General features: G+C 68.3%; 21 protein-coding genes and 1 tRNA gene. 19 read left to right on the top strand and 3 right to left on the bottom strand.

What is annotated here, in order from left to right:
* Positions 1-65 precede the first annotated feature (65 nt).
* The 3 genes from rplU to cgtA all read left to right on the top strand — a co-directional run bounded on the left by rplU (position 66) and on the right by cgtA (position 1,908).
* Entirely contained in the window at positions 66-383 is a 318-nt protein-coding gene (gene rplU / locus EGK76_RS07610) for a 50S ribosomal protein L21 (RefSeq protein ID WP_096297599.1), read from the top strand.
* A 12-nt stretch (positions 384-395) separates the two neighbouring features.
* Complete coding sequence (gene rpmA / locus EGK76_RS07615) at positions 396-656, top strand: 50S ribosomal protein L27 (RefSeq protein WP_096297600.1); 261 nt, start codon at positions 396-398, stop codon at positions 654-656.
* Between the two features lie 211 nt (positions 657-867).
* A complete protein-coding gene (gene cgtA / locus EGK76_RS07620) occupies positions 868-1,908 on the top strand; it encodes an Obg family GTPase CgtA (protein WP_123832203.1) in 1,041 nt (346 codons plus the stop codon).
* 409 nt (positions 1,909-2,317) lie between these two features.
* Here cgtA and rpsT read toward each other — a convergent pair whose 3' ends face one another.
* Positions 2,318-2,590 (bottom strand): 30S ribosomal protein S20, encoded by a 273-nt coding sequence (gene rpsT / locus EGK76_RS07625; RefSeq protein WP_096297602.1) that lies wholly within the window; start codon positions 2,588-2,590, stop codon positions 2,318-2,320.
* A gap of 124 nt (positions 2,591-2,714) precedes the next feature.
* Between rpsT and murJ the strand changes: the two genes are divergently transcribed.
* From murJ to EGK76_RS07655, 6 genes are all read left to right on the top strand, one after another.
* On the top strand, positions 2,715-4,322 hold the full coding sequence (gene murJ, locus EGK76_RS07630; protein WP_123832204.1) for a murein biosynthesis integral membrane protein MurJ: 1,608 nt from the start codon (positions 2,715-2,717) through the stop codon (positions 4,320-4,322).
* A gap of 115 nt (positions 4,323-4,437) precedes the next feature.
* On the top strand, positions 4,438-5,412 hold the full coding sequence (locus tag EGK76_RS07635; RefSeq protein WP_123832205.1) for a bifunctional riboflavin kinase/FAD synthetase: 975 nt from the start codon (positions 4,438-4,440) through the stop codon (positions 5,410-5,412).
* 53 nt (positions 5,413-5,465) lie between these two features.
* Positions 5,466-8,282: an isoleucine--tRNA ligase gene (gene ileS / locus EGK76_RS07640; protein ID WP_233580224.1), complete on the top strand. Its 2,817-nt coding sequence runs from the start codon at positions 5,466-5,468 to the stop codon at positions 8,280-8,282.
* Positions 8,282-8,773, top strand: a complete 492-nt coding sequence (gene lspA, locus EGK76_RS07645; protein ID WP_096297606.1) for a signal peptidase II — start codon at positions 8,282-8,284, stop codon at positions 8,771-8,773. The genes ileS and lspA overlap by 1 nt, the downstream gene beginning before the upstream one ends.
* A 246-nt stretch (positions 8,774-9,019) precedes the next feature.
* A complete protein-coding gene (gene ispH / locus EGK76_RS07650) occupies positions 9,020-9,970 on the top strand; it encodes a 4-hydroxy-3-methylbut-2-enyl diphosphate reductase (RefSeq protein WP_096297607.1) in 951 nt (316 codons plus the stop codon).
* 36 nt (positions 9,971-10,006) lie between these two features.
* Positions 10,007-10,082 (top strand) — tRNA-Thr (locus EGK76_RS07655).
* Positions 10,083-10,132: 50 nt separating this feature from the next.
* Here the strand turns inward: EGK76_RS07655 and EGK76_RS07660 are convergent.
* Positions 10,133-11,206, bottom strand: a complete 1,074-nt coding sequence (locus tag EGK76_RS07660) for a diguanylate cyclase (protein WP_123832207.1) — start codon at positions 11,204-11,206, stop codon at positions 10,133-10,135.
* Positions 11,207-11,394: 188 nt separating this feature from the next.
* On the opposite strand from EGK76_RS07660, the gene radA reads away from it, so the two are divergent.
* Together radA and EGK76_RS07670 are read left to right on the top strand one after the other, a co-directional pair.
* Positions 11,395-12,783, top strand: a complete 1,389-nt coding sequence (gene radA / locus EGK76_RS07665; protein WP_123832208.1) for a DNA repair protein RadA — start codon at positions 11,395-11,397, stop codon at positions 12,781-12,783.
* Between the two features lie 37 nt (positions 12,784-12,820).
* Entirely contained in the window at positions 12,821-13,396 is a 576-nt protein-coding gene (locus EGK76_RS07670; RefSeq protein ID WP_123832209.1) for a hypothetical protein, read from the top strand.
* Positions 13,397-13,589: 193 nt separating this feature from the next.
* Here the strand turns inward: EGK76_RS07670 and ccsA are convergent, their stop codons facing one another.
* Positions 13,590-14,378, bottom strand: a complete 789-nt coding sequence (gene ccsA, locus EGK76_RS07675; protein ID WP_123832210.1) for a cytochrome c biogenesis protein CcsA — start codon at positions 14,376-14,378, stop codon at positions 13,590-13,592.
* 92 nt (positions 14,379-14,470) lie between these two features.
* Between ccsA and ffh the strand changes: the two genes are divergently transcribed.
* From ffh to EGK76_RS15655, 8 genes are all read left to right on the top strand, one after another.
* Entirely contained in the window at positions 14,471-15,841 is a 1,371-nt protein-coding gene (gene ffh, locus EGK76_RS07680; RefSeq protein WP_123832211.1) for a signal recognition particle protein, read from the top strand.
* A 214-nt stretch (positions 15,842-16,055) separates the two neighbouring features.
* On the top strand, positions 16,056-16,838 hold the full coding sequence (locus tag EGK76_RS07685; protein ID WP_343205620.1) for an aminotransferase class IV: 783 nt from the start codon (positions 16,056-16,058) through the stop codon (positions 16,836-16,838).
* A gap of 102 nt (positions 16,839-16,940) precedes the next feature.
* Complete coding sequence (gene rpsP, locus EGK76_RS07690; RefSeq protein ID WP_096297614.1) at positions 16,941-17,207, top strand: 30S ribosomal protein S16; 267 nt, start codon at positions 16,941-16,943, stop codon at positions 17,205-17,207.
* Between the two features lie 37 nt (positions 17,208-17,244).
* The gene (gene rimM, locus EGK76_RS07695) at positions 17,245-17,772 is read left to right on the top strand and encodes a ribosome maturation factor RimM (RefSeq protein ID WP_096297615.1); all 528 of its coding nucleotides are present in this window, start codon (positions 17,245-17,247) and stop codon (positions 17,770-17,772) included.
* 151 nt (positions 17,773-17,923) lie between these two features.
* Complete coding sequence (trmD, locus tag EGK76_RS07700) at positions 17,924-18,685, top strand: tRNA (guanosine(37)-N1)-methyltransferase TrmD (protein WP_123832263.1); 762 nt, start codon at positions 17,924-17,926, stop codon at positions 18,683-18,685.
* 145 nt (positions 18,686-18,830) lie between these two features.
* A complete protein-coding gene (gene rplS, locus EGK76_RS07705) occupies positions 18,831-19,301 on the top strand; it encodes a 50S ribosomal protein L19 (protein WP_123832212.1) in 471 nt (156 codons plus the stop codon).
* A 420-nt stretch (positions 19,302-19,721) separates the two neighbouring features.
* Positions 19,722-20,135, top strand: coding sequence for a S4 domain-containing protein (locus tag EGK76_RS07710; RefSeq protein ID WP_096300419.1), 414 nt, complete (start codon positions 19,722-19,724; stop codon positions 20,133-20,135).
* 486 nt (positions 20,136-20,621) lie between these two features.
* Complete coding sequence (locus EGK76_RS15655; RefSeq protein WP_233580213.1) at positions 20,622-21,164, top strand: hypothetical protein; 543 nt, start codon at positions 20,622-20,624, stop codon at positions 21,162-21,164.
* Positions 21,165-21,256: the final 92 nt, after the last annotated feature.

Here is a 21,256-nt window from a genome sequence, read left to right on the forward strand (position 1 = left end):
CCGCCCTCGATGGCGGCCGGGCACAAGAATAACTACAGAACCAACACAGATACGAGAGGCTCCACATGTACGCAGTACTGGTCACCGGCGGTAAGCAATACCGCGTCGCGCAGGGCGAAACGCTCCGCGTCGAGAAGCTCGAGGCCGAAGCCGGCAACGAGATCACGTTCGACAACATCCTGATGCTCGGCGACAGCGACGGCATCAAGATCGGCGACGCGCTCAAGGGCGCCAGCGTTACCGCCAAGGTCGTCAGTCATGGTCGCGCCGACAAGATCCGCATCATCAAGTTCCGTCGCCGCAAGCACCACATGAAGCGTCAGGGGCACCGTCAGCACTACACCGAAATCGAGATCACCGGCATCGCCGGTGGCAGCAAGTAAGGAGCAGCAGGCATGGCACATAAAAAGGGCGTAGGTTCTTCGCGCAACGGCCGCGACTCCAACCCGAAGTATCTGGGCGTCAAGATCTACGGCGGCCAGGAAATCGAAGCCGGCAACATCATCGTGCGTCAGCGCGGCACCCAGTTCCATCCGGGCGCCGGCGTCGGCCTCGGTCGTGACCACACGCTGTTCGCGCTGGTCGACGGCAAGGTCGCGTTCGGGACCAAGGGCCCGAAGAACCGCCGCACCGTCAGCGTGATCGCCGAGGCCTGAGCCTCCCGCGACACGTGATTGTCGGAAAGCCCCGCTTCGGCGGGGTTTTTCGTTGGTGGGCATCAAGACCCATCCTTCTCTACCCGGTCGCAGGCGATGCAATGCATCGGCGTCCGGGGCCTCGGGTAAGCTGGTCGGCGATGCGCGTGTCATCGCCGCGTGTGCCGAACCCGCGTTCCTTCTACCGTTCCGCTTTTTTCCGGTTGCCTGCATGAAACTCGTCGACGAAGTCGAAATCACTGTCACCGCCGGCAACGGCGGCAATGGCTGCGTCGGATTCCGGCGCGAAAAGTTCATTCCCCTCGGCGGCCCCGATGGCGGCGACGGCGGGGACGGCGGCAGCGTGGTGATCGTCGCCGACGAGAATCTCAACACGCTGGTGGATTTCCGCCACCAGACGATGTTCCGCGCCCAGCGCGGCGAGAACGGCATGGGCCGGCAGATGTACGGCAAGGGCGGCGACGAGCTGGTCATCGTGGTGCCGGTCGGCACGGTCGTGCACAACGTGATGACCGACGAGGTGATCGGCGATCTCACCGAGCATGGGCAGCGTCTGCTGGTCGCCCGTGGCGGCAAGGGCGGTCTTGGCAACATGCATTTCAAGAGTTCGACCAACCGCACGCCGCGGCAGTCGACGCCGGGCGAGCAGGGCGAGGAGCGCACGCTGCGCCTGGAACTCAAGCTGCTCGCCGACATCGGCCTGCTGGGCTTTCCGAATGCCGGCAAGAGCACGCTGATCCGGGCTGTGTCGGCGGCCACGCCCAAGGTCGCGGACTACCCGTTCACGACGCTCTATCCGAATCTGGGCGTGGTCAGTGTGGAGCCGGCGCGCAGCTTCGTGATCGCCGACATTCCCGGACTGATCGAAGGTGCGGCCGATGGCGCAGGCCTCGGCGCGTTGTTCCTGCGGCATATCCAGCGTACCCGCCTGCTGCTGCATCTCGTGGAGATCGCGCCGCTCGACGGCAGCGACGCGGTCGACCAGGTGCGCGCGATCGAGCGCGAGCTCGAGAAGTTCGATACCGCCCTGCTCGACAAGCCGCGCTGGCTGCTGATCAACAAGGCCGACACGCTGCTGCCTGAAGAGGCCGAGCGTGAGGCGGCGCGCATCATCGGCGAGCTCGGCTGGACCAAGCCGTGGTTCCTGATCTCGGGCCTGGCCCATGAGGGCACGCGTGAGGTCATGCTCAAGGTCCAGGCTGCGCTCGACGAACTGGATCGCGAGGCCCGTGAGGCCGCGGACGCCGTCTGAGGTCTGACGTCGGACGGTATGCGCCCGGCCGTCGGCCGGGACAGACCGTCTGCCCGCCCGCTCAAGGCGAGGTGCGCAGGAGAGTGGTGTCGGGCGGGCTCGGTCCTTCGCGCCGGGAGGCGCCATCGTCCGGAATGCCTGCGTCGGATCGCCGTTGCGGGTGCGCGGACTCTGCGCGGACTCATGGCGGGATGCATCCGCGCCATGCGTGTGGCGATATTGGACGGTCGAACGCCCCCACAATTGCGCGCCCGTGTTGCGTGCCCGGGCCGTGGGTATGCCGCGCGGTCTCCGGCCGGGAATCGGATTCGTCTCCGCGGCAGTCGTCGCTTCAATGATCGACCAATAAAAAACCCGGCCAGAAGCCGGGTTTTTCGCGCATCGACCGCCGGGGCGGCCGGGCAGGAGATCAGGCGGCGGCCTTGATCGCCTTGATGCGGGCCGTCAGACGGCTCTTGTGACGTGCGGCCTTGTTCTTGTGGATCAGGCCACGCGAGCTGAAACGGTCGAGGATCGGCTGGGCGACGTTGAACGCCTCCTGGGCGCCGGCTGCGTCGTTGGCTTCGAGGGCCTTGAGCACCTTCTTGACGGCGGTGCGGAGCTGCGAGCGCTGGGCGGAGTTGCGCGCATTGCGCACAACGGTCTGCTTGGCGCGCTTCTTGGCGGACTTGATGTTTGCCACGATGGATTCCTGGGAGCTGGACGTGTGAAAATCCGGCGTCGCCGGACGAATGGAAATTTGAGCAGGAAATTATGGGCGTTTCAGATACTTGCGTCAACCAGCCCGGCCTGAACGGACACTCGGGATGACGGCTCCCGATCCGGCCGCGACCAGCCCATCTGGCAAACGCGGCGGCGGACTCCTGCGCTCGAGCGCGGTGTTCAGCGCGATGACCCTGCTTTCGCGGATCGCCGGCTTCGCCCGCGACATGCTGCAGGCCACGCTGTTCGGCACCGGCGCCACGAATCCGGCGATGAGTGCGTTCATTGTCGCCTATCGCATCCCGAATTTCCTGCGCAGGGTATTCGCCGAGGGCTCGATGGCGATGGCCTTTGTGCCGGTGCTCAACGAAATCAGGCAACGTGGCGATCGTGCGGCGCTGAGGTCCTTCATCGATGCCATGGCCGGCGCGCTGTGTGCCGTGGTGCTGGTGGTCTGCGCGCTGGGGATGCTGCTGGCCCCCTTGATCGCGCGCCTGTTCGCGCCGGGCTGGGCGGACCAGCCCGAATTGCTGGCCCAGACCGCGCAGATGTTGCGGATCACGTTTCCGTATCTGCTGTTCATCTCCCTGATGTCGCTGTCGGCCTCGATCCTCAATACCTACGGCCGGTTCGCGCTGCCGGCATTCACGCCGGTGCTGCACAATCTCACGATGATCGCGGCGATGCTTTGGCTGGCGCCGCGTTTCGCGGTGCCGCCGGAGGGCCTGGCCTGGGGTGTGCTGATCGCCGGGTTCCTGCAGCTCGCATTGTTGTGGCCCTCGCTCGGGCGTCTCGGACTGCGGCCGCGGCTGCGCCCGGGGTTCCGCCATCCCGAGGTGCGCAAGGTCGGGCGGCTGATGCTGCCGACGCTGTTCTCTTCGTCGGTCGCGCAGGTCAATCTGATCGTCGGTACCGCGTTCGCGTCGCTGCTGGCGGCGGGCAGCGTCGACTGGCTTTACTACTCGGACCGGCTGATCGAGTTTCCGCTGGGGCTGTTCGGCGTCGCGCTGGGCACGGTGATCCTGCCGCACCTTTCGCGCCGCCACGCGGCCGAGGATGGGCGGGGTTACAGCCAGTCATTGGACTGGGGCCTGCGCATGGCGCTGCTGGCCGGTGTGCCGGCCGGGCTGGGATTGCTGCTGCTGGCCGAGCCGATCACCGCCACGGTCTACAACTACGGCGCGTTCGGTGCGCAAGACACGCGCATGGCGGCGGTGAGCCTCACCGCGATGAGCCTGGGCGTGCCCGCCTTCATGCTCAGCAAGGTGCTGGCGCCTGCCTTCTATGCGCGCCAGGACACCAGGACGCCGATGCGCGCGGCGATCTGGACGGTCGTGGCGAACGTGGTGTTGACCATCGTCATCACGACGCCGCTGTGGATCTACGACGTGCCGGGCGCGCATGGCGGCATCGCGCTGGCTACCGCCCTGGCGGGCGTAGTCAACGCGGCGCTGCTGTGGCGCTATCTGCGCCATCGCGGGATCTTCGCGCCGGAGCCGGGTTGGACGGGTTACGCGCTGCGCCTGGCAGGCGCCTGCGCGGCGATGGCCGTCGTCGTGCTGGGCCTGCGCCTGTGGATCGGCGCGTGGACCGAGATCGACGGCGCGCTCCACCGCATCGGCTGGCTGCTGCTGGTGATCGGCGCGGGCGGGGCGACCTATGTGGCCGCGATGGTGGCACTCGGCCTGCGGCCGCGGCACCTGAGGCACTGAGGGGCCTGCTTCTGAACGAGCCGGGCTGCGCGCCGGCCCGCGGCGGGCGGCGGCTATACTTGCCGGTCACTCTTTTTCGCGGGCGCCGGTTTCGCGCCCGCCGCAACGGGACCACATGAGCAGGCTGTTCCGCGACATCGCCGGCGGGCCCCTCTGTGCCGACGGCAGCGTGGTCTGCATCGGCGCGTTCGACGGGCTGCACCTGGGGCACCAGGCGCTGGTCCGGCACGCCGTCGCGCGGGCGCATACGCTGGGCGTGGCGGCTGCGGCCCTGAGTTTCGAGCCCTTGCCGCGTGAGTTCTTCGCCAGTGCTTCGCCGCCGCCCAGGCTCGGGCCGGTCCGCGCCAAGTTCGAAGGCCTGGCCGCGCTCGGCGCCGACGTGATCGGCCTGCTGCGCTTCGATGCGCGGATGGCGGCGATGTCGCCGGAGGCCTTCGTCGATGCTGTCCTGGTGCGGCGGCTGCGCGCGCGCGAAGTCTGGGTAGGCCCCGGCTTCCGCTTCGGCCACAGGCGCGCGGGTGATCTGGAGACGCTGCAGGCGCTGGGCCGCGAGGCGGGCTTCATCGCCGGCGAAATCGAGCCGCTGGTCATCGATGGCGAGCGTGTGTCGAGCACGCATATCCGCAGCGCGCTGGTGGCGGGTGACTTCGAACATGCGGCGCGCCTGCTGGGGCGCCCGTATGCGGTGTCGGGTCGGGTGGTGCGTGGCCAGCAGTTGGGCCGCACGCTGGGCTATCCCACCGCCAACCTGCGCTTTGGCGGCAAGGTGCCCGCGCTGCGCGGCATCTATGCCACGCGCGTGCACGGCGTCGACCGCAGCCGGCCCTGGCCATCGGTGTCGAGCTTCGGCACCCGGCCGACGGTCGGGGGCGTCGAGCCCCTGCTCGAGGCGCACCTGTTCGATTTCGACGGCGATCTCTACGGACGCCGCATCGAGGTCGAGTTCGTGGCCCGGCTGCGCGACGAGGAAAAATTCGACGACCTGCCGGCCCTGGTCGCGCAGATGGACCGCGACGCCGCGCAGGCGCGCGGACTGCTTGATGCACCGCCCGCAACACCCCTTGAAACGCAACGACAGGATTACGCGTGAGCGCCGAGAACCCCTACAAGTCGACGATCCATCTGCCGGCGACCGATTTCCCGATGCGCGGCGACCTGCCCAAGCGCGAACCGGCGATGCTGGCGCGCTGGGAAGAAGAAGGACTGTATGCACAGCTGCGCGAGCACGCGCGCGGGCGGCCCCTGTTCGTGCTGCATGACGGTCCGCCGTATGCGAACGGCTCGATCCATCTGGGCCACGCGGTCAACAAGATCCTCAAGGACATCATCGTCAAGTCCAAGGGCATGGCGGGCTTCGATGCGCCCTACATCCCGGGCTGGGATTGCCACGGGTTGCCGATCGAGATCGCGATCGAGAAGAAATGGGGCAAGGTCGGCGTCAAGCTCGATGCGGTGGAATTCCGGCAGAAGTGCCGCGAATACGCCAACGAGCAGATCGACATCCAGCGTCGCGACTTCAAGCGGCTCGGTGTGCTCGGCGACTGGGACAACCCCTACCGCACGCTCGACTTCCGCTTCGAGGCCGACGAGATCCGCGCGCTGGCCAAGATCGTCGACAACGGGCACCTGACCCGTGGCGTGAAGCCCGTGCACTGGTGCTTCGACTGTGGCTCGGCGCTGGCCGAGGCGGAGATCGAATACGCCGACAAGGTCTCGCCGGCGATCGACGTGGCCTACGTCGCGCGCGATTCGGCCGCGTTCGCGAAGGCTTTCGGCGTCACGCTGCCGGCGGATGTCGAGGTCGCACTGCCGATCTGGACGACCACGCCGTGGACGCTGCCGGCCTCGCTGGCGGTCTCGCTGGGCGCGGACCTGGAATACGCGCTGGTCGAAGGCCCGCAGGCGCAGGACGGGCGCCGCCGCTGGCTGGTGCTGGCCGACGCGCTGGCCGAACGTGCGCTGCATCGCTACGGCGTCGAGGGCGATGTGGTCGTGCACGGCCGCGTGGCCGGCGGTGCGCTCGAGCATCTGCTGCTGGCACATCCCTTCTACGTGGAGCGCGACATTCCGGTGATCCTCGGCGACCACGTGTCGGCCGAGGACGGCACCGGTGCCGTGCACACCGCGCCCGGTCACGGCCAGGAAGACTACGTGGTTGGCAAGGCCTACGGCCTGCTCGAGCGCTTCACCGCGGCCGAACTCAATCCGGTCGACGGCCGCGGCGTCTATCTGCCGTCGACGCCGCCGATCGGCGACACCGCGCTCGCCGGCCTGCACATCTGGAAGGCCAACGACGTCATCGTCGACGGGCTGCGTGCACAGGGCAGCCTGCTCGCGTTCGCGAAGCTCGAGCACAGCTATCCGCACTGCTGGCGCCACAAGACCCCGATCGCGTTCCGCGCCACGCCGCAGTGGTTCATTTCGATGTCGCAGGCCAACCTGCGCGCCGATGCGCTGGCGGCCATCAAGACGGTCACCTGGTACCCCGAGTGGGGCCAGGCACGCATTGCCGGCATGGTCGAAGGGCGCCCGGACTGGACGATCTCGCGCCAGCGCACCTGGGGCGTGCCGATCGCGTTGTTCGTGCATCGCGAAACCGGCGAGCCGCATCCGCGCAGCACCGAGCTGATGCGCCTGGTCGCCGACCGCGTGGAGCAGCACGGCGTGGACATCTGGTACACGCTCGACGCCAGCGAGCTGCTGGGTGACGAAGCGGCCGATTACGACAAGATCACCGACATCCTCGATGTCTGGTTCGACTCGGGTGTGACCCACGAAGCCGTGCTCCGGGCGCGCGGCTTCGACAAGCCGGCCGACCTCTACATCGAAGGCTCCGATCAGCATCGCGGCTGGTTCCAATCCTCATTGCTGACCGGCATCGCGATCGACCGGGCGGCGCCGTATCGGCAGTGCCTGACGCACGGCTTCACCGTCGACGAGCACGGCCGCAAGATGTCGAAGTCGCTGGGCAACGGCATCGAGCCGCAGGACATCATGAAGACGCTGGGCGCCGACATCCTGCGCCTGTGGATCGCGTCGGCCGACTACAGCAACGAGATGTCGCTGTCGCAGGAGATCCTCAAGCGCACCGCCGATGCCTATCGCCGCATCCGCAATACCGCGCGTTTCCTGCTCGGCAACCTGGCCGGGTTCGAGCCGGCGCGCGATCTCGTCGCGCCGCAGGACATGGTCGCGCTCGACCGCTGGATCGTGCATCGCGCGGCCCAGCTGCAGACGCGTATCGAGAACGCCTACGCGCGTTACGACTTCGCCGAGATCGTGCAGGCGTTGTCGAACTTCTGCAGCGTCGACCTCGGCTCGCTGTATCTCGATGTCACCAAGGATCGCCTCTACACGATGCCCGAGCATTCGGTCGGCCGCCGCAGTGCGCAGACCGCGATGTATCACGTGGCCGAAGCGTTCACCCGCTGGATCGCGCCGGTGCTGAGCTTCACCGCCGAGGAGCTGTGGGGCCACCTGCCGCCGCCCGCGCAGGGCGTGCGCGAGGCCAACGTGCAGTTCGCGACCTGGTACACGGGACTGACCGAGCTGGGCAGCGATGCCGGCTGGACACCGCAGGATTTCGACCGCGTGCTGGAGCTGCGCGAGCGCGTGTCCAAGGTGCTCGAGCCCATGCGCGCCAGCGGCGAGATCGGCGCGGCGCTCGATGCCGAGATCGAGCTGGCTTGCAGCCCCCCGGACGCGGCCTGGTTGTCGCCGGTGGTCGACGAGCTGCGCTTCCTGCTGATCAGCGGCGACGTGTCCATCGTCGACGGTGGTGATGCAAGCGCGATCGGCGTGTCCGCGCGCGCAACCGGCAAGCCCAAGTGCGTGCGCTGCTGGCAGCGTCGCGGCGATGTCGGCGCGGATGCCGACCATCCCGAACTGTGCGGCCGCTGCGTGGGGAACATCGCGACCGACGGCCGTGACGGACAGGGCGAAATCCGGAGGTGGTTCTGATGGCCAAGGTGACGCCAAACGCCCTGCCGTGGCTGGTGCTCTCGGCGGTCGTGATCGTGCTCGACCAGCTGACCAAGTACTGGGTGCTGACCTCGTTGCCCGAATACACCGCGATTCCGGTCATCGACGGCTTCTGGAACTGGTACCGCACCTACAACACCGGTGCGGCCTTCAGCTTCCTCGCCGACGCCGGCGGCTGGCAGAAATGGTTCTTCACGATCCTCGCGATCGCCATCAGCGGCACCCTGGCCTGGTGGCTGGCGAAGACGCCGCGTCGCGACTGGCGCACGGCGCTGCCGTTCGCGCTGGTGATCGGCGGTGCGCTTGGCAATGTCATCGACCGGCAGATCCACGGACATGTGGTCGACTTCATCCAGTGGCATTGGCAGGACCATTACTGGCCGGCGTTCAATCTCGCCGATGCTGCGATCGTCGGCGGCGCGATCGGGATCGTTCTGTTCGGGTTTTTCCCGGCGAAGAAGTCGAAGTAGACCGCGTCAGCGTAGTCGGCACCTCGCTCTCCGGGAGAGGTCGACGCGCAGAGCGCGTCGGGTGAGGGGGGCTTGCGCGATGTCTCTGCAGATCCCGAGCATATTCAGGGCTCATGGGAAGCATTCCCGCGCCCTCACCCCGTTCCCCTCTCCCATGGGGAGAGGGGCGTATGGGCCGTGCGGGAGACGCCCCGTCGTGCTTCTGTTCCGTTTCGGCGCCACAGGCTCCGGTAAACTTGGATTCTTATGGACATCGTCCTCGCCAATCCCCGCGGCTTCTGCGCCGGTGTCGACCGCGCGATCGAGATCGTCAAGCGCGCGATCGAGACGCTCGGCGCCCCGATCTACGTTCGCCATGAAGTCGTGCACAACCGGTTCGTGGTCGAAGACCTCAAGTGCCGCGGCGCGATCTTCGTCGAGGAACTCGATGAAGTGCCCGATGGCAATACGGTGATCTTCAGCGCCCATGGCGTCTCCCAGGCCGTGCGCGAGGAGGCCGGTCGGCGCGGTCTCAAGGTGTTCGACGCGACGTGTCCGCTGGTGACCAAGGTGCACTTCGAGGTGGCGCGGCATTGCCGCGCCGGACGCGATGTCGTGCTGATCGGTCACGCGGGTCACCCGGAAGTCGAAGGCACGATGGGCCAGTGGCGCGCCGAAGCGGGCCTGGGCTCGATCTATCTCGTCGAGGACGAGGCCGACGTCGAGGCGCTGGTGGTCGGACAGCCCGACAACTTCGCCTATACGACGCAGACCACGCTTTCGGTCGACGACACGCGCAGTGTCATCGCAGCGCTGCGGGCCAGATTTCCGATGATCCAGGGACCGAAGCATGACGACATCTGCTACGCAACCCAGAATCGCCAGGACGCGGTGCGCGATCTGGCGCGGGAATGCGATCTGATCCTCGTGGTCGGGTCCCCCAACAGCTCCAACTCCAACCGTCTGCGCGAGCTGGCCGAGCGCGACGGCGTGGAGGCCTATCTGATCGACGGCGCCGACGAGATCGATCCGCGCTGGATCGAGGGGCGGCGGCACATCGGGGTGACCGCGGGCGCATCGGCGCCCGACGTGCTCGTGCAGGGCGTGCTCGATCGGCTGCAGCAGCTCGGCGCGCATGGCGTGCGCGAGCTGGCTGGCGAGCCGGAGAACATGGTCTTCGCCCTGCCCAAGGAACTGCGCCTGCAACTGGTCGATTGACCGCGAGGCCTGCGCTCCCTAGAATTCGCGTCCCAAGCCGGAATAGCTCAGTTGGTAGAGCGGCGCATTCGTAATGCGTAGGTCGTAGGTTCGATTCCTATTTCCGGCACCAGTTCGACGAAAGGCGACCCGCGGGTCGCCTTTTTCGTGGGCGATGCAGGCTCAGCCGGCTTCGACGCGATCGCGGCCCGCCGCCTTGGCCCGGTACAGCGCGGCGTCCACGTCGCGGATCCAGTCGGCGAGCGCGGCATGGGCGCTCCGCGTCTCCGCCAGGCCGATACTTACCGTACAGCGCATCCCGGGCTCGGCTTCGAACACGAGATCGGCGATTCCGATGCGTACCCGCTCGGCCACCACGAGCGCGCGCTCGCGGTCCGCCGGTGCCAGCAGCAGTGCGAACTCGTCACCGCCGAAGCGTGCCGGAACGTCGTCGCCCGCTGCCACGCCACGCAGGACCTCGCCGACACGTCGCACGACAATGTCGCCCATGCCATGCCCGTAGCGGTCGTTCGTGGCCTTGAAGTTGTCGATGTCGATCAGCAGCAGCGCCGCCTGGCGGCCGCTGCGCTTGAACAGCTTGACCGCATGAGCTGCGCGCGCATCGAAATGACGGCGATTGGGCAGGTTGCTCGCCGAATCGGTCCGTGTGATGCGCTCCAGTTCGCGGTTGTGCCGCGCGATGGTACGGCCGAGCCGCCAGGTCACCGCGCTCAGCGCGAGCTGGTAGCCCAATATCAGCGGCAGACAGGCGACCATCGTGCGCGTCGATGTCTCGGGCTCGAATGGCCGGCCTGCGAGCACCCAAGTGACCGCAAAGGCGGCGAGCAGCGCGGGGAGGGCGCGTGCGACCAGGCGCCATCCGCCGGCGGCAAAACGATCCGCGGCCAACACGCTGAGCAGCACCGCCGTCGGTATCAGGCCGACGCCGATCGCGGCGATCCAGGCTCCGCCCGCCACGGCATCCAGCACGAGATTGCGGTACTCCAACGCTGCGGGATCGCGCGCGCGGCCGGCGAGCAGCCATGCGATCTGCGGCCAGACGAGCACGTTGAGCAACAACGCGGTCCAGACCCATCCGGGCGCGTCACGTTCGAGCAGGACCGAGGCGATGGGCAGCGCGCAGAGCGCGGTGCCGAGCATGCGCATGCGATGGATGCGGGAGACGAACCGCAGCGCGGGCGTCCGGGAGCGATCGGCGATATTGTCGTAATACGGCACGTGCTTCAGCGGGCCCATGGTTGGTCACTGGAAGTGACGGAGAAATTGTAGACGCGCCTCGCGGTCGCGTGCCGAATTTGTGATGGGGGTCGCATCACCAGCCTTGGACTCGCGTTTTGGATTGCCGGCGCGGGAGGCTGCCGGTCTCCTGTGCTGCGACGGTGCTCGGCTATGCTGCCGCGTCGTTTCTCCGCAGACATCTCTCCGTGGCCAAGACTGTCACCAAAGCCCGAACCGCCTTCGTCTGCAACGAGTGCGGCGCCGACTTCAACAAGTGGCAGGGCCAGTGCAGTGCCTGCGGCGCCTGGGATTCGATCTCCGAGATCGTGCTCGAGAGCGCAGCGGCGGCGAAGTCGCCGGCCTCGCGCCGCAGCGGCTGGGCCGGCAAGATCGACGCGCCCAGGGTCATGGCACTCAAGGACGTCCAGCAGGGCGAGGACGTGCGGGTGTCGACCGGCATCGGCGAGTTCGACCGCGTGCTCGGCGGCGGCCTGGTGGAAGGTGCCGTGGTGCTGGTCGGAGGAGACCCGGGTATCGGCAAGTCGACTCTGCTGCTGCAGGCCCTGGCGCAGATGGCCGGCACCTTGCCGGGGCTCTACGTCACCGGCGAGGAATCGCTGGCCCAGGTCGCCGGGCGCGCGGTGCGGCTCGGCCTGTCGCTCGACGGGCTGCATGCGCTGGCCGAGACCGGCATCGAACGCATCCTCCAGCACGCATCCGAGCTGCGCCCCAAGCTGATCATTGCCGATTCGATCCAGACCCTGTGGACCGAATCGCTGACCGCGGCGCCGGGTTCGGTGAGCCAGGTCCGCGAGTCCGCCGCGCGCCTGGTGCGCTATGCAAAGGAGACCGGTACCGCCGTGTTCCTGGTCGGCCATGTGACCAAGGAAGGCGGCATCGCCGGTCCGCGGGTGCTCGAGCACATGGTCGATGCGGTGCTGTATTTCGAAGGCGACAGCGGCAGCCGCTTCCGGGTCATGCGGGCGTTCAAGAACCGCTTCGGCGCGGTCAACGAGCTCGGCGTGTTCGCGATGGGCGATCGTGGCCTGAAGGAAGTCCCCAATCCGTCGGCGATCTTCCTCTCTGGCGGCAGCACGCCGCAGCCGGGCAGTTGCGTGATGGTCACGCGCGAGGGCACACGGCCGTTGCTGGTCGAGGTGCAGGCGCTGGTGGATGCCTCGCCGCTGTCGAATCCGCGGCGCGTGGCAGTGGGCATGGAAGGCAATCGCCTGGCGATGCTGCTGGCGGTTCTGCACCGCCACGGCGGCATCATGACCGGCGACCAGGACGTGTTCGTCAACGTCGTCGGTGGCATCCGGGTGCAGGAGACCGCGGCCGATCTGCCCGTGCTGCTGTCGGTGCTGTCCTCGCTGCGCGATGCGCCGCTGCCGGACAAGACCATCGCGTTCGGCGAAGTGGGCCTGAGCGGCGAGATCCGCCCCGTGCCCAACGGCGAGGAGCGCCTGCGCGAAGCCGCAACGCACGGGTTCAGGCGCGCGATCGTCGCCAGGGCCAACGCGCCCAAAACCGGAAATTTCAAGGGCATGGAGGTCATCGGCGTCGAGCGCCTGGCCGAAGCGCTTGAGCACATCTGACGCCGCGTCGGCGCGACACGCCCGCTGATATCCGGCGATGCTTCGTATTTCCAGGGCCACGGCCGCTGCGCGCGCCGTTTCCATCGTCCTGCATCCGTTTGTCGTTTTCAGCGCGCTCGCGCTGATCGCAGCCTGGCGGCTCGAGCCCGCATCGCTCGCGCGTACCTTGGTGGGCCTGGGCACGGCGATCGCGATCGTCTGGCTCTTCATCTGGCAACGCCGCCGCGGCGGGCACTGGCAGACCGTGGACGCATCGCGCCCGCAGGAGCGGCCCCTGCTGTATGGGCTGGTGTTGTTCCTTGCCGGCGGCTACTGGCTGTGGATGGGCGGTCCGGGATCGGCCATGTCGGCCGGGGTACTCGCCGCGGTGGCGATGCTGTGCGTGGCCGGCCTCGCCAACCGCTGGATCAAGCTGTCGTTGCACATGGCGAGCCTGGCCTTCGCGGGTGTGTCGCTGCTGCAGCTTGCGCCTGCGGTCGCGGCGGTTGGGTTGATGTGCGCGCCGCTGCTCGGTTGGTCGCGCCTGCGACTGGAGCGACACTCGTATTCGGAAGTGTTGGGTGGTGCGGCGCTGGGGGCGGCATCGGCGCTCCTTCCCTACCTCATCGACTGACAAGGGCGCGCGGTCGCATCCGACAGGGTTTTCCGATCGCTGCGGCGCTAACGTCGCGCCGGGAGCACCGCATGCCCGGCGGTGCGCCGAGCCGCTCCGGTTCGATCCCGCGGCGCTGGAGCATCCGTCGGGCGCGACCGGGGCCGGGCCCACAGGGATGCCATCCACCTGCGTGCCGCATTGGGCAAGGCCCTCAGCCGGTACGTCGGAGTACGAGCTCCAGCACGAACTTGCTGCCGAAGAACGCCAGTACCAGCAGCGCCATCGCGGCCAGCGTCCAGCCGACCGCGCGTGCGCCGCGCCAGCCATGGCGCCAGCGTCCGAGGAGCAGGGCGCCGAAGGCCAGCCAGGACAGCACGCTCAGCACCGTCTTGTGCATCAGGTGCTGGGCGAAGAAGTCGTCGACGAACAGCACGCCGGTCACCAGCGTGGCGGTGAGCAGGACGAAACCGACCCAGATCGTGCGGAACAGCAGCGATTCGAGTTCGGTCAGCGGTGGCAGGGCGCGCAACCAGCGGTGGAATTCGCGCCGCCGCAGTGCCCGCTCCTGGGCCATCAGCAGCAGCGCGAGCAGGGCTGCGATCGCGAGCGCGGCATAGGCCAACAGGGCGAACCAGGCGTGCATCTGCAGGCGCCAGTCCAGTGTGTCGCTGGCGGTATGCGTGGCCTGGCCGTAGGCGATGAGCGTCAACGCCGCGATCGGGAACACGATGACCCCGAGCGCGGCCATGCGACCCCGCGCGTCGTAGAGCACGGTCAGCACCGCCATGCCCAGGCTGACCAGCGACAGGGCCGCGAAGAAATGCAGTTCCGCGCCGACATCCCGCCACACCACGAGGTGCGCGGCCGCGTGCAGCGCCACGGCGCAGAGTGCTGGCGCGGCCCACCAGATCGTGGCCGGAGCGGGTTCCCGACCGACGCCGCGCACCAGGGCAGCGGCCGCCAGCAGATAGAGCAGGGCAGCAATGAGAACGAATGTCATCGGCGAAGTGTCGCACGCCGGTCGTTCGCCAGCGAGGTGCCGGGGCCGGCCCGCTATAATCGCGGACCGTATTCCGCCGCATCGAGTCCCGCATGTTCGAGTCCCTGACCCAGCGCCTGTCCGGCACCATGGAGCGCCTGCGCGGGCGCGGTCGCCTGACGGAAGAGAACATCCGCGAAGCGACCCGCGAGGTGCGCATCGCGCTGCTCGAGGCCGACGTGGCCCTGCCGGTGGTGCAGGCGCTGATCGAGCGGATCAAGGTGCGCGCGGTCGGCCAGGAAGTGCTGAAGTCGCTCACCCCGGGCCAGGCGCTGATCAAGGTCGTGCGCGACGAGCTGACCGCGGTGATGGGCGCGCAGGCCACCGAGCTCAACCTCAACGTGCCCGCGCCGGCGGTCATCCTGATGGCCGGCCTGCAGGGCGCGGGCAAGACCACGACGGTCGGCAAGCTCGCCAAGCTGCTCAAGGAAAAGCGCAAGAAGAGAGTCATGGTGGTCTCGGCCGACGTCTACCGCCCGGCTGCGATCGAGCAGCTGAAGACGCTGGCCCAGCAGGTCGACGTCGCGTTCTTCCCGTCCGATGCGTCCCAGCAGCCGGTCGACATCGTGCGCGCCGCCATTGCCGATGCGAAGAAGTCCTTCATCGACGTGCTGATCGTCGACACCGCCGGCCGCCTCGCCATCGACGAGGCAATGATGGCCGAGATCAAGGCGCTGCATGCCGAGGTCAAGCCGGTCGAGACCCTGTTCGTCGTCGACTCGATGACCGGCCAGGACGCCGCCACGACGGCCAAGGCCTTCGGCGAAGCGCTGCCGCTGACCGGCGTGGTGCTGACCAAGACCGACGGCGACGCCCGCGGCGGCGCAGCGCTGTCGGTGCGCTACATCACAGGCAAGCCGATCAAGTTCGTCGGCACCGGCGAGAAGGTCGATGGCCTGGATGTGTTCCATCCCGAACGTGTCGCCAGCCGCATCCTCGACATGGGCGATGTGCTGTCGCTGGTCGAGCAGGTCGAAGGCCAGGTCGACAAGGACAAGGCGCAGAAGCTCGCCGAGAAGGTCGCCAAGGGCAAGAAGTTCGACCTCAACGACATGCGCGACCAGCTCGAGCAGATGCAGAACATGGGCGGCATCGGCAGCCTGATGGAAAAGCTGCCGGGCCTGGGCCAGGTGCCCGAACATCTCAAGCAGCAGGTGGCGCAGAACAAGGAAGTGCCGCGGATGATTGCGATCATCAATTCGATGACCAAGAAGGAACGGCGCAATCCCAACCTGCTCAACGGCTCGCGGCGCTCGCGCATCGCCGCCGGTTCCGGCACCACGCCGGCCGACGTCAACAAGCTGATGAAGCAGTACATGCAGATGGAAAAGATGATGGGCAAGATGGCCCGCGGCGGCATGAAGGGCATGATGCGCGGCCTGCAGGGCATGATGGGCGGCATGGGCCGCATGCCGTTCCGCTGAGCACTCCGGCGCGCGCGCGGTTGGGGATGGCCCGCAGGTCCTGCGCGACGCGCGCAGGCCGGTTATCGCGGGCATCGCGCCCGGCGCGGCGCGATGTCGCCCGGTCCCGCCCGTCAGTGTCGGCCGGTGCGGGCCGGTTCCCCCCAATCGCCGTCGGCGCACCCCTGCTTCCGCTTGTGCGATGCCGCCGTGCGCGTCAGGGAGGGGCGCGATGATGGCGCTTTACTGGAACGGTCGGCCGGCCACGCTGCAGGATCTGGCCGTCCCGGCGCTGCGCAACGATGGCCATTTCACGACCTTCCAGCTGCGTGAGAGGGCGGTACTGGGCCTGGATCTGCACCTGCAGCGCCTCGATGAGGCCTCGCGCGCGCTGTTCGGCATCGGTCTGGATCCGGATCGTGTGCGTGCGTCGTTGCGCGCGGCCGTGGTGGAGACCGGGGTGCGGGATGCGACCGTGCGCATCACCGTCGTGCCGTCCGCGCTCGATGCCCAGGTGCCGTTGGGTCTGCTTGTCGCGTTGTCGCCGCCGGCCGAGCCGGGAGTGGGGCCGCTGCGCCTGCGCTCGTTCGTGTTCCAGCGCGATACGCCGACGATCAAGCATGTCGGCACGTTCGCGCAGTTCCAGCGTCAGCGGCTCGCCCGGGAAGCCGGCGCCGACGATGCCCTGTTCGTCGACGGCCAGGGGGAGGTGGTCGAGGGGTCGGTCTGGAACCTCGGGCTTTGGGACGGTGTGACTGTTGCCTGGCCGCAGGCCGATGCCCTGCGCGGCACCCGGGAGCGCCTGCTACAGGCTGGCCTGGCGGCGCTCGGTGTGCCCCAGGCGGTGCGCCCGGTCATGCTGGCGGAGCTTGACTCCGGTATGGCCGCGTTTACCTGCAATGCGCGCGGGCAGCAGCTGATCGGGGACGTTGACGGCCGGGCCCTGACAGTGGATCCAGGCCTGTTGGCGCTGCTGGATCGGGCGCTGGGGACGCAGCCGCGGACGGTGGTGGCCTGAGGCGGGCTACGGCCGGGTGCTTGTGCCGGATCCCGGGATTCCCGCTATAATCACCGGCTTACCTCGCCACCCTGGCGACTGGGCAACACAGGAAGCAAAGCAATGGTCAAGATCCGTCTCGCGCGCGGTGGCGCCAAGAAGCGTCCGTTCTACCACATCGTCGTGACCGACTCGCGCAGTGCGCGCGACGGCCGCAACATCGAGCGCGTGGGTTACTACAACCCGGTCGCGACCGGTGGCGAGCAGCGCGTCGTCCTCGACGCCGCCCGCATCGACCATTGGGTTTCCAATGGCGCCCAGATGACCGACAAGGTCCGTGCCCTGTACAAGGACGCGGGCAAGACGGCCGTTGCGGCTGCCGCCGCCTGATGTCGCGGCCGCGCCCAGCGCGCGGCCATGTCACGCAATGAATAACCCGACGCGCCAGCCTCCCCAGCGGATGATCCAGCTGGGCAAGGTCCATGGCGCGTTCGGCGTGCGTGGCGAAGTGAAGCTCGAGTCGTTCACCGAGCCGCGCAGTGCCATCTTCCGTTACCAGCCCTGGGTGTTGCGCGATGCGCGCGGCACCGAGCGCACGCTGGAAGGCGCGCGGGGCCGCGAGACGCCGAAGGGCATCGTTGCCACGCTGCCGGGCGTCGAGGACCGTGATGGCGCCGAAGCCACCCGTGGCCTCGAGATCTGGGTGGCGCGCGAGGCGCTTCCGCCGCCGCAACCGGGTGAGTACTACTGGGTCGATCTCGAGGGCCTGGCGGTACGCAATACCGACGGCAGCGATTTCGGCGTGGTCTCGCACCTGTTCTCCACCGGTGCCAACGACGTGCTGGTGGCGCAGGGCGAACGTGAGCGGATGATCCCGTTCCTGGTTCCGGACTACATCGTCTCGGTGGATTTCGACGCCGGCGTCGTGACCGTCGACTGGGATCCCGAGTTCTAGCCATCAGCGGATCGACGGCGTCGTTCCCCGTGGACGTGTCCGTCCTTTCGCGCTCGGCAGGACATGTCGAGCGCGGCCCCGCCCGGGCAGGAGCAGACACGCGATGACGTCCGAGACGAATACCCAGTCAGACACGCCCGCGCGCGGGCCGATCCGCATCGACGTCGTCAGTCTGTTCCCCGATTTCATCGATCAGGCGGCCGCGGTGGGTGTGGTCGGGCGCGCGCGCGAGCGGGGCCTGCTGGCGCTGCAGGGCTGGAATCCTCGCGACTACGCCCAGGGCAACTACCGCCGGGTGGACGATCGCCCCTTCGGCGGCGGTCCCGGCATGGTCATGCTGATCGATCCGCTGCGCGCTGCGATCGCTGCCGCCCGCGCGGCCGATCCCGCGCCGGCGCGGGTGATCTACATGAGCCCGCAGGGCTGCCCATTGACCCAGGCGCACGTGCGCGAACTCGCCGCCCTGCCCAGGCTGATCCTGCTGTGCGGCCGCTACGAAGGAGTCGATGAGCGCCTGCTTGCGGCCGAGGTGGACGAAGAGCTGTCGATCGGTGACTACGTGCTGTCGGGCGGTGAGCTGGCCGCGGCCGTCGTCGTCGATGCGGTCGCCCGGCTGCAGGATGGCGCGCTCGGTGATGCAGAATCCGCCGTGCAGGACAGCTTCGAGGGTGACGGCCTGCTGGATTGTCCGCACTACACGCGCCCGGTCGAGCACGCCCTGGGCCAGGTGCCGGATGTGCTGCTGTCGGGCAATCACGCCGAGATCGCCAAGTGGCGTCGCCAGCAGTCGTTGCTGCGCACGCTGGAGCGTCGCCCGGACCTGCTGGACGAGGCCGCGCTCGGCAAGGCCGATCGCCGCCTGCTCGCGGACTGGCGCGCCGCGCATCCCGACAGCTCCCGCTCGGGAGACTGAGCTGGAGTGGGGTGCTCTGGCTTTCTCGGGTGGCGTGCCCGTATAATGCGCGGCTGACCGTTTCATCCGAGCCGCAAGAGCTCGTCAAGCCAGAGCGTGCGTCCACGTGCACCACGCCTATAACGACACCAACAGGCCCAGACCCATGACCACCAAGCCCTCCCTGAACACCCTGCTGCAGAACTTCGAAAGCGCGCAGAGCGCGCGCGTGCTTCCCGACTTCGGCCCCGGCGACACCGTTGTCGTCAACGTCAAAGTCAAGGAAGGCAACCGCGAGCGTGTGCAGGCCTACGAGGGTGTGGTCATCGCGATCAAGAACGCCGGTCTGAACTCCGCGTTCACCGTGCGCAAGATCTCGCACGGCTTCGGCGTCGAGCGCGTGTTCCAGAGCCACAGCGCGCAGATCGACTCGGTTGAAGTGAAGCGCCGCGGCAAGGTCCGCGCCGGCAAGCTGTACTACCTGCGCGGCCTGGAAGGCAAGAAGGCACGCATCAAGGAAGATCTGTCCGCTTCGGCCAAGGCCAAGAACGAGAAGGCACGCGCCGACCGCGCTGCCGATGCCGCGGCGAAGAACGAAGCCGCTGCCGCAGCCAAGACGGCGGCCGCTGGCGAGTAATCGCCACGTTCGATGTCGCACGACGGCCGCCGCAAGGCGGCCGTTTGCGTTCCGGGCTTCCGCATCGCGGGGGCGCAATGTACGGATCCTGTTGGCTATGCCGGGGGCGGCGCCCTTCCGCCCGAAATTCCGCGGCGCATAGCGCTGCAGTCTGCACGGCGTTGCGGACGGGCCGTACGCGGCGGCAGCGGCGAGCCCGATGCCCGATGCAAGCATGGGTGGCTTGCATTGGCACCATACGGAAGGCCAGCCCCGCTTGCGTCGCGGCAGGCGTTACAGACCGTGAAAACATCGCGCGTTGATTGGTCGCGATCCGGCCCCATCCATGATCGCTGACTGCGTTCCCTCGACGTTCCCATGACGCGTTCCCGCGTTCTGTCGAACCGTCCTCGGCTGCCGCCGACCAATGACCCGATCCGCATGACCGACATCCAGGCTTCGAACACCACCGCCAGCGTCCGCCTCGATCTGTGGCTGTGGGCCGCGCGCTTCTTCAAAACCCGCGCACTGGCCAAACAGGCGATCGAGACCGGCAAGGTCGATATCGGCGGGCAGCGCGCCAAGCCCTCGCGTGCGGTGCGTCTCGGCGACGGACTGCGCATTGCGCGTGGCGAAGAACACTTCGACATCGTGGTGGCTGGCCTCTCGGACATGCGTGGGCCGGCGCCGGTGGCGCGCGCGCTGTACACCGAGTCGGATGCGTCGCGGGCCCTGCGCGAAACCCGGATGGCGGAGCTGCGTGCGGCCCGGGCCGGCTACCAGGCGCCCGAGCAGAAACCCGACAAGCGTGCGCGCCGGTTGATCCGCGCGCTCGGCGACATCGACGCGATCTGATTCAGAGCCAGTCGCGCACGAGCGTTTCCGACACTGTCCACAGCCGCGCGGCCATCGCTGGATCGCGCTGGGCATCGCTCTGCGCGGCCGGGGCGAAATCCCGCCAGAAGCCGCCGGTTCGGCCTGCCGCGGCGGGCGAGGCCGCGAGCCAGCACGGCGTGGCCGCGCCCTGCTGCACACTGCGCGCGTCGCTGCGGTAGCCATTGCCAACGTTACGCAGGATGTTGGTGCGCGTGTGCCCGGGCGAGACGCAGTTCGAGGTTGCGCGCGTGCCGGCCAGACGACGCGCGAGTTCCAGGGAGAACAGGCCGTTGGCGAGTTTCGAGTGGGCGTAGCGCGCCTCCCAGCTCCCGCCCGACAGTCATCGAACTGGATGCCGCCGGGCGGTGCATTGCGCTCGTCGGCGCTGCCCAGCACCACGACGCGGCCCTGCGGCGCGGCGGTCACGCGATCAAGCAGGCGGCGCACCAGCAGGTAGTGGCCCAGATGGTTCACGACGAACGTCTTCTCGAGGCCGCGCACCTGTTCGAGCGTGTCGAGAACCACGCCGGCGTTGCAGACCACGGCGTCGAGCGGAATATCGAGCGCGCGGATCGTGTCGCTTGCCGTGACGACCGAATCGAAATCCGCAAGATCCAGGACGACCGGTGTGGCCCGGCCTTCGATCGCCGCGCATGCGGCCTCGCCGGTGGCACGCGAACGCGCGGTGCCGATCACGTGCGCGCCGCGCAGGGCCAGCACGCGCATGGTTTCCCGGCCGATGCCGGAGTTGCAGCCGGTGACGACGATGGTGCGACCGCGCAGGTCGAGACCTGCGGCGGCCTGCTCGGCGGTCGTGCCCGCATCGAGATCCCGCGAGCGGGCGAGGCCGGGCAGGGCGGTCGAGAGTGCGGCCAGCGCGCCGGCCTGCAGCAGGCGGCGCCTGCGGATGTCGAGGGTCATGGAGCGACTCGTCCGTGCGGGAAGCCGGCCGTCGAGTGTAGACGGCCGGTCGATCGGGTCGCGACAGGAAACGCGGCGGCCCCGTAGGGCCCATGCCGCGCCCAGCGCCGCGCCCCAGCATGCAGGGCGGCAACCCCACCGGAGGCGCCGGATACCCGCCGCGCCTGGCCCGCTGCGGC

The organism is Luteimonas sp. 100069 (assembly GCF_003813845.1).
GTDB lineage: Bacteria > Pseudomonadota > Gammaproteobacteria > Xanthomonadales > Xanthomonadaceae > Luteimonas > Luteimonas chenhongjianii.

Excerpts from the sequence above, each read along its gene's own strand:
- rplU (WP_096297599.1), top strand. The coding sequence starts at position 66 with ATGTACGCAGTACTGGTCACCGGCGGTAAGCAATACCGCGTCGCGCAG.
- rpmA (WP_096297600.1), top strand. The coding sequence starts at position 396 with ATGGCACATAAAAAGGGCGTAGGTTCTTCGCGCAACGGCCGCGACTCC.
- cgtA (WP_123832203.1), top strand. The coding sequence starts at position 868 with ATGAAACTCGTCGACGAAGTCGAAATCACTGTCACCGCCGGCAACGGC.
- murJ (WP_123832204.1), top strand. The coding sequence starts at position 2,715 with ATGACGGCTCCCGATCCGGCCGCGACCAGCCCATCTGGCAAACGCGGC.
- EGK76_RS07635 (WP_123832205.1), top strand. The coding sequence starts at position 4,438 with ATGAGCAGGCTGTTCCGCGACATCGCCGGCGGGCCCCTCTGTGCCGAC.
- ileS (WP_233580224.1), top strand. The coding sequence starts at position 5,466 with ATGCGCGGCGACCTGCCCAAGCGCGAACCGGCGATGCTGGCGCGCTGG.
- lspA (WP_096297606.1), top strand. The coding sequence starts at position 8,282 with ATGGCCAAGGTGACGCCAAACGCCCTGCCGTGGCTGGTGCTCTCGGCG.
- ispH (WP_096297607.1), top strand. The coding sequence starts at position 9,020 with ATGGACATCGTCCTCGCCAATCCCCGCGGCTTCTGCGCCGGTGTCGAC.
- EGK76_RS07660 (WP_123832207.1), bottom strand. The coding sequence starts at position 11,206 with ATGGGCCCGCTGAAGCACGTGCCGTATTACGACAATATCGCCGATCGC.
- EGK76_RS07670 (WP_123832209.1), top strand. The coding sequence starts at position 12,821 with ATGCTTCGTATTTCCAGGGCCACGGCCGCTGCGCGCGCCGTTTCCATC.
- ccsA (WP_123832210.1), bottom strand. The coding sequence starts at position 14,378 with ATGACATTCGTTCTCATTGCTGCCCTGCTCTATCTGCTGGCGGCCGCT.
- ffh (WP_123832211.1), top strand. The coding sequence starts at position 14,471 with ATGTTCGAGTCCCTGACCCAGCGCCTGTCCGGCACCATGGAGCGCCTG.
- EGK76_RS07685 (WP_343205620.1), top strand. The coding sequence starts at position 16,056 with ATGGCGCTTTACTGGAACGGTCGGCCGGCCACGCTGCAGGATCTGGCC.
- rpsP (WP_096297614.1), top strand. The coding sequence starts at position 16,941 with ATGGTCAAGATCCGTCTCGCGCGCGGTGGCGCCAAGAAGCGTCCGTTC.
- rimM (WP_096297615.1), top strand. The coding sequence starts at position 17,245 with ATGAATAACCCGACGCGCCAGCCTCCCCAGCGGATGATCCAGCTGGGC.
- rplS (WP_123832212.1), top strand. The coding sequence starts at position 18,831 with ATGACCACCAAGCCCTCCCTGAACACCCTGCTGCAGAACTTCGAAAGC.
- EGK76_RS07710 (WP_096300419.1), top strand. The coding sequence starts at position 19,722 with ATGACCGACATCCAGGCTTCGAACACCACCGCCAGCGTCCGCCTCGAT.
- EGK76_RS15655 (WP_233580213.1), top strand. The coding sequence starts at position 20,622 with ATGGTTCACGACGAACGTCTTCTCGAGGCCGCGCACCTGTTCGAGCGT.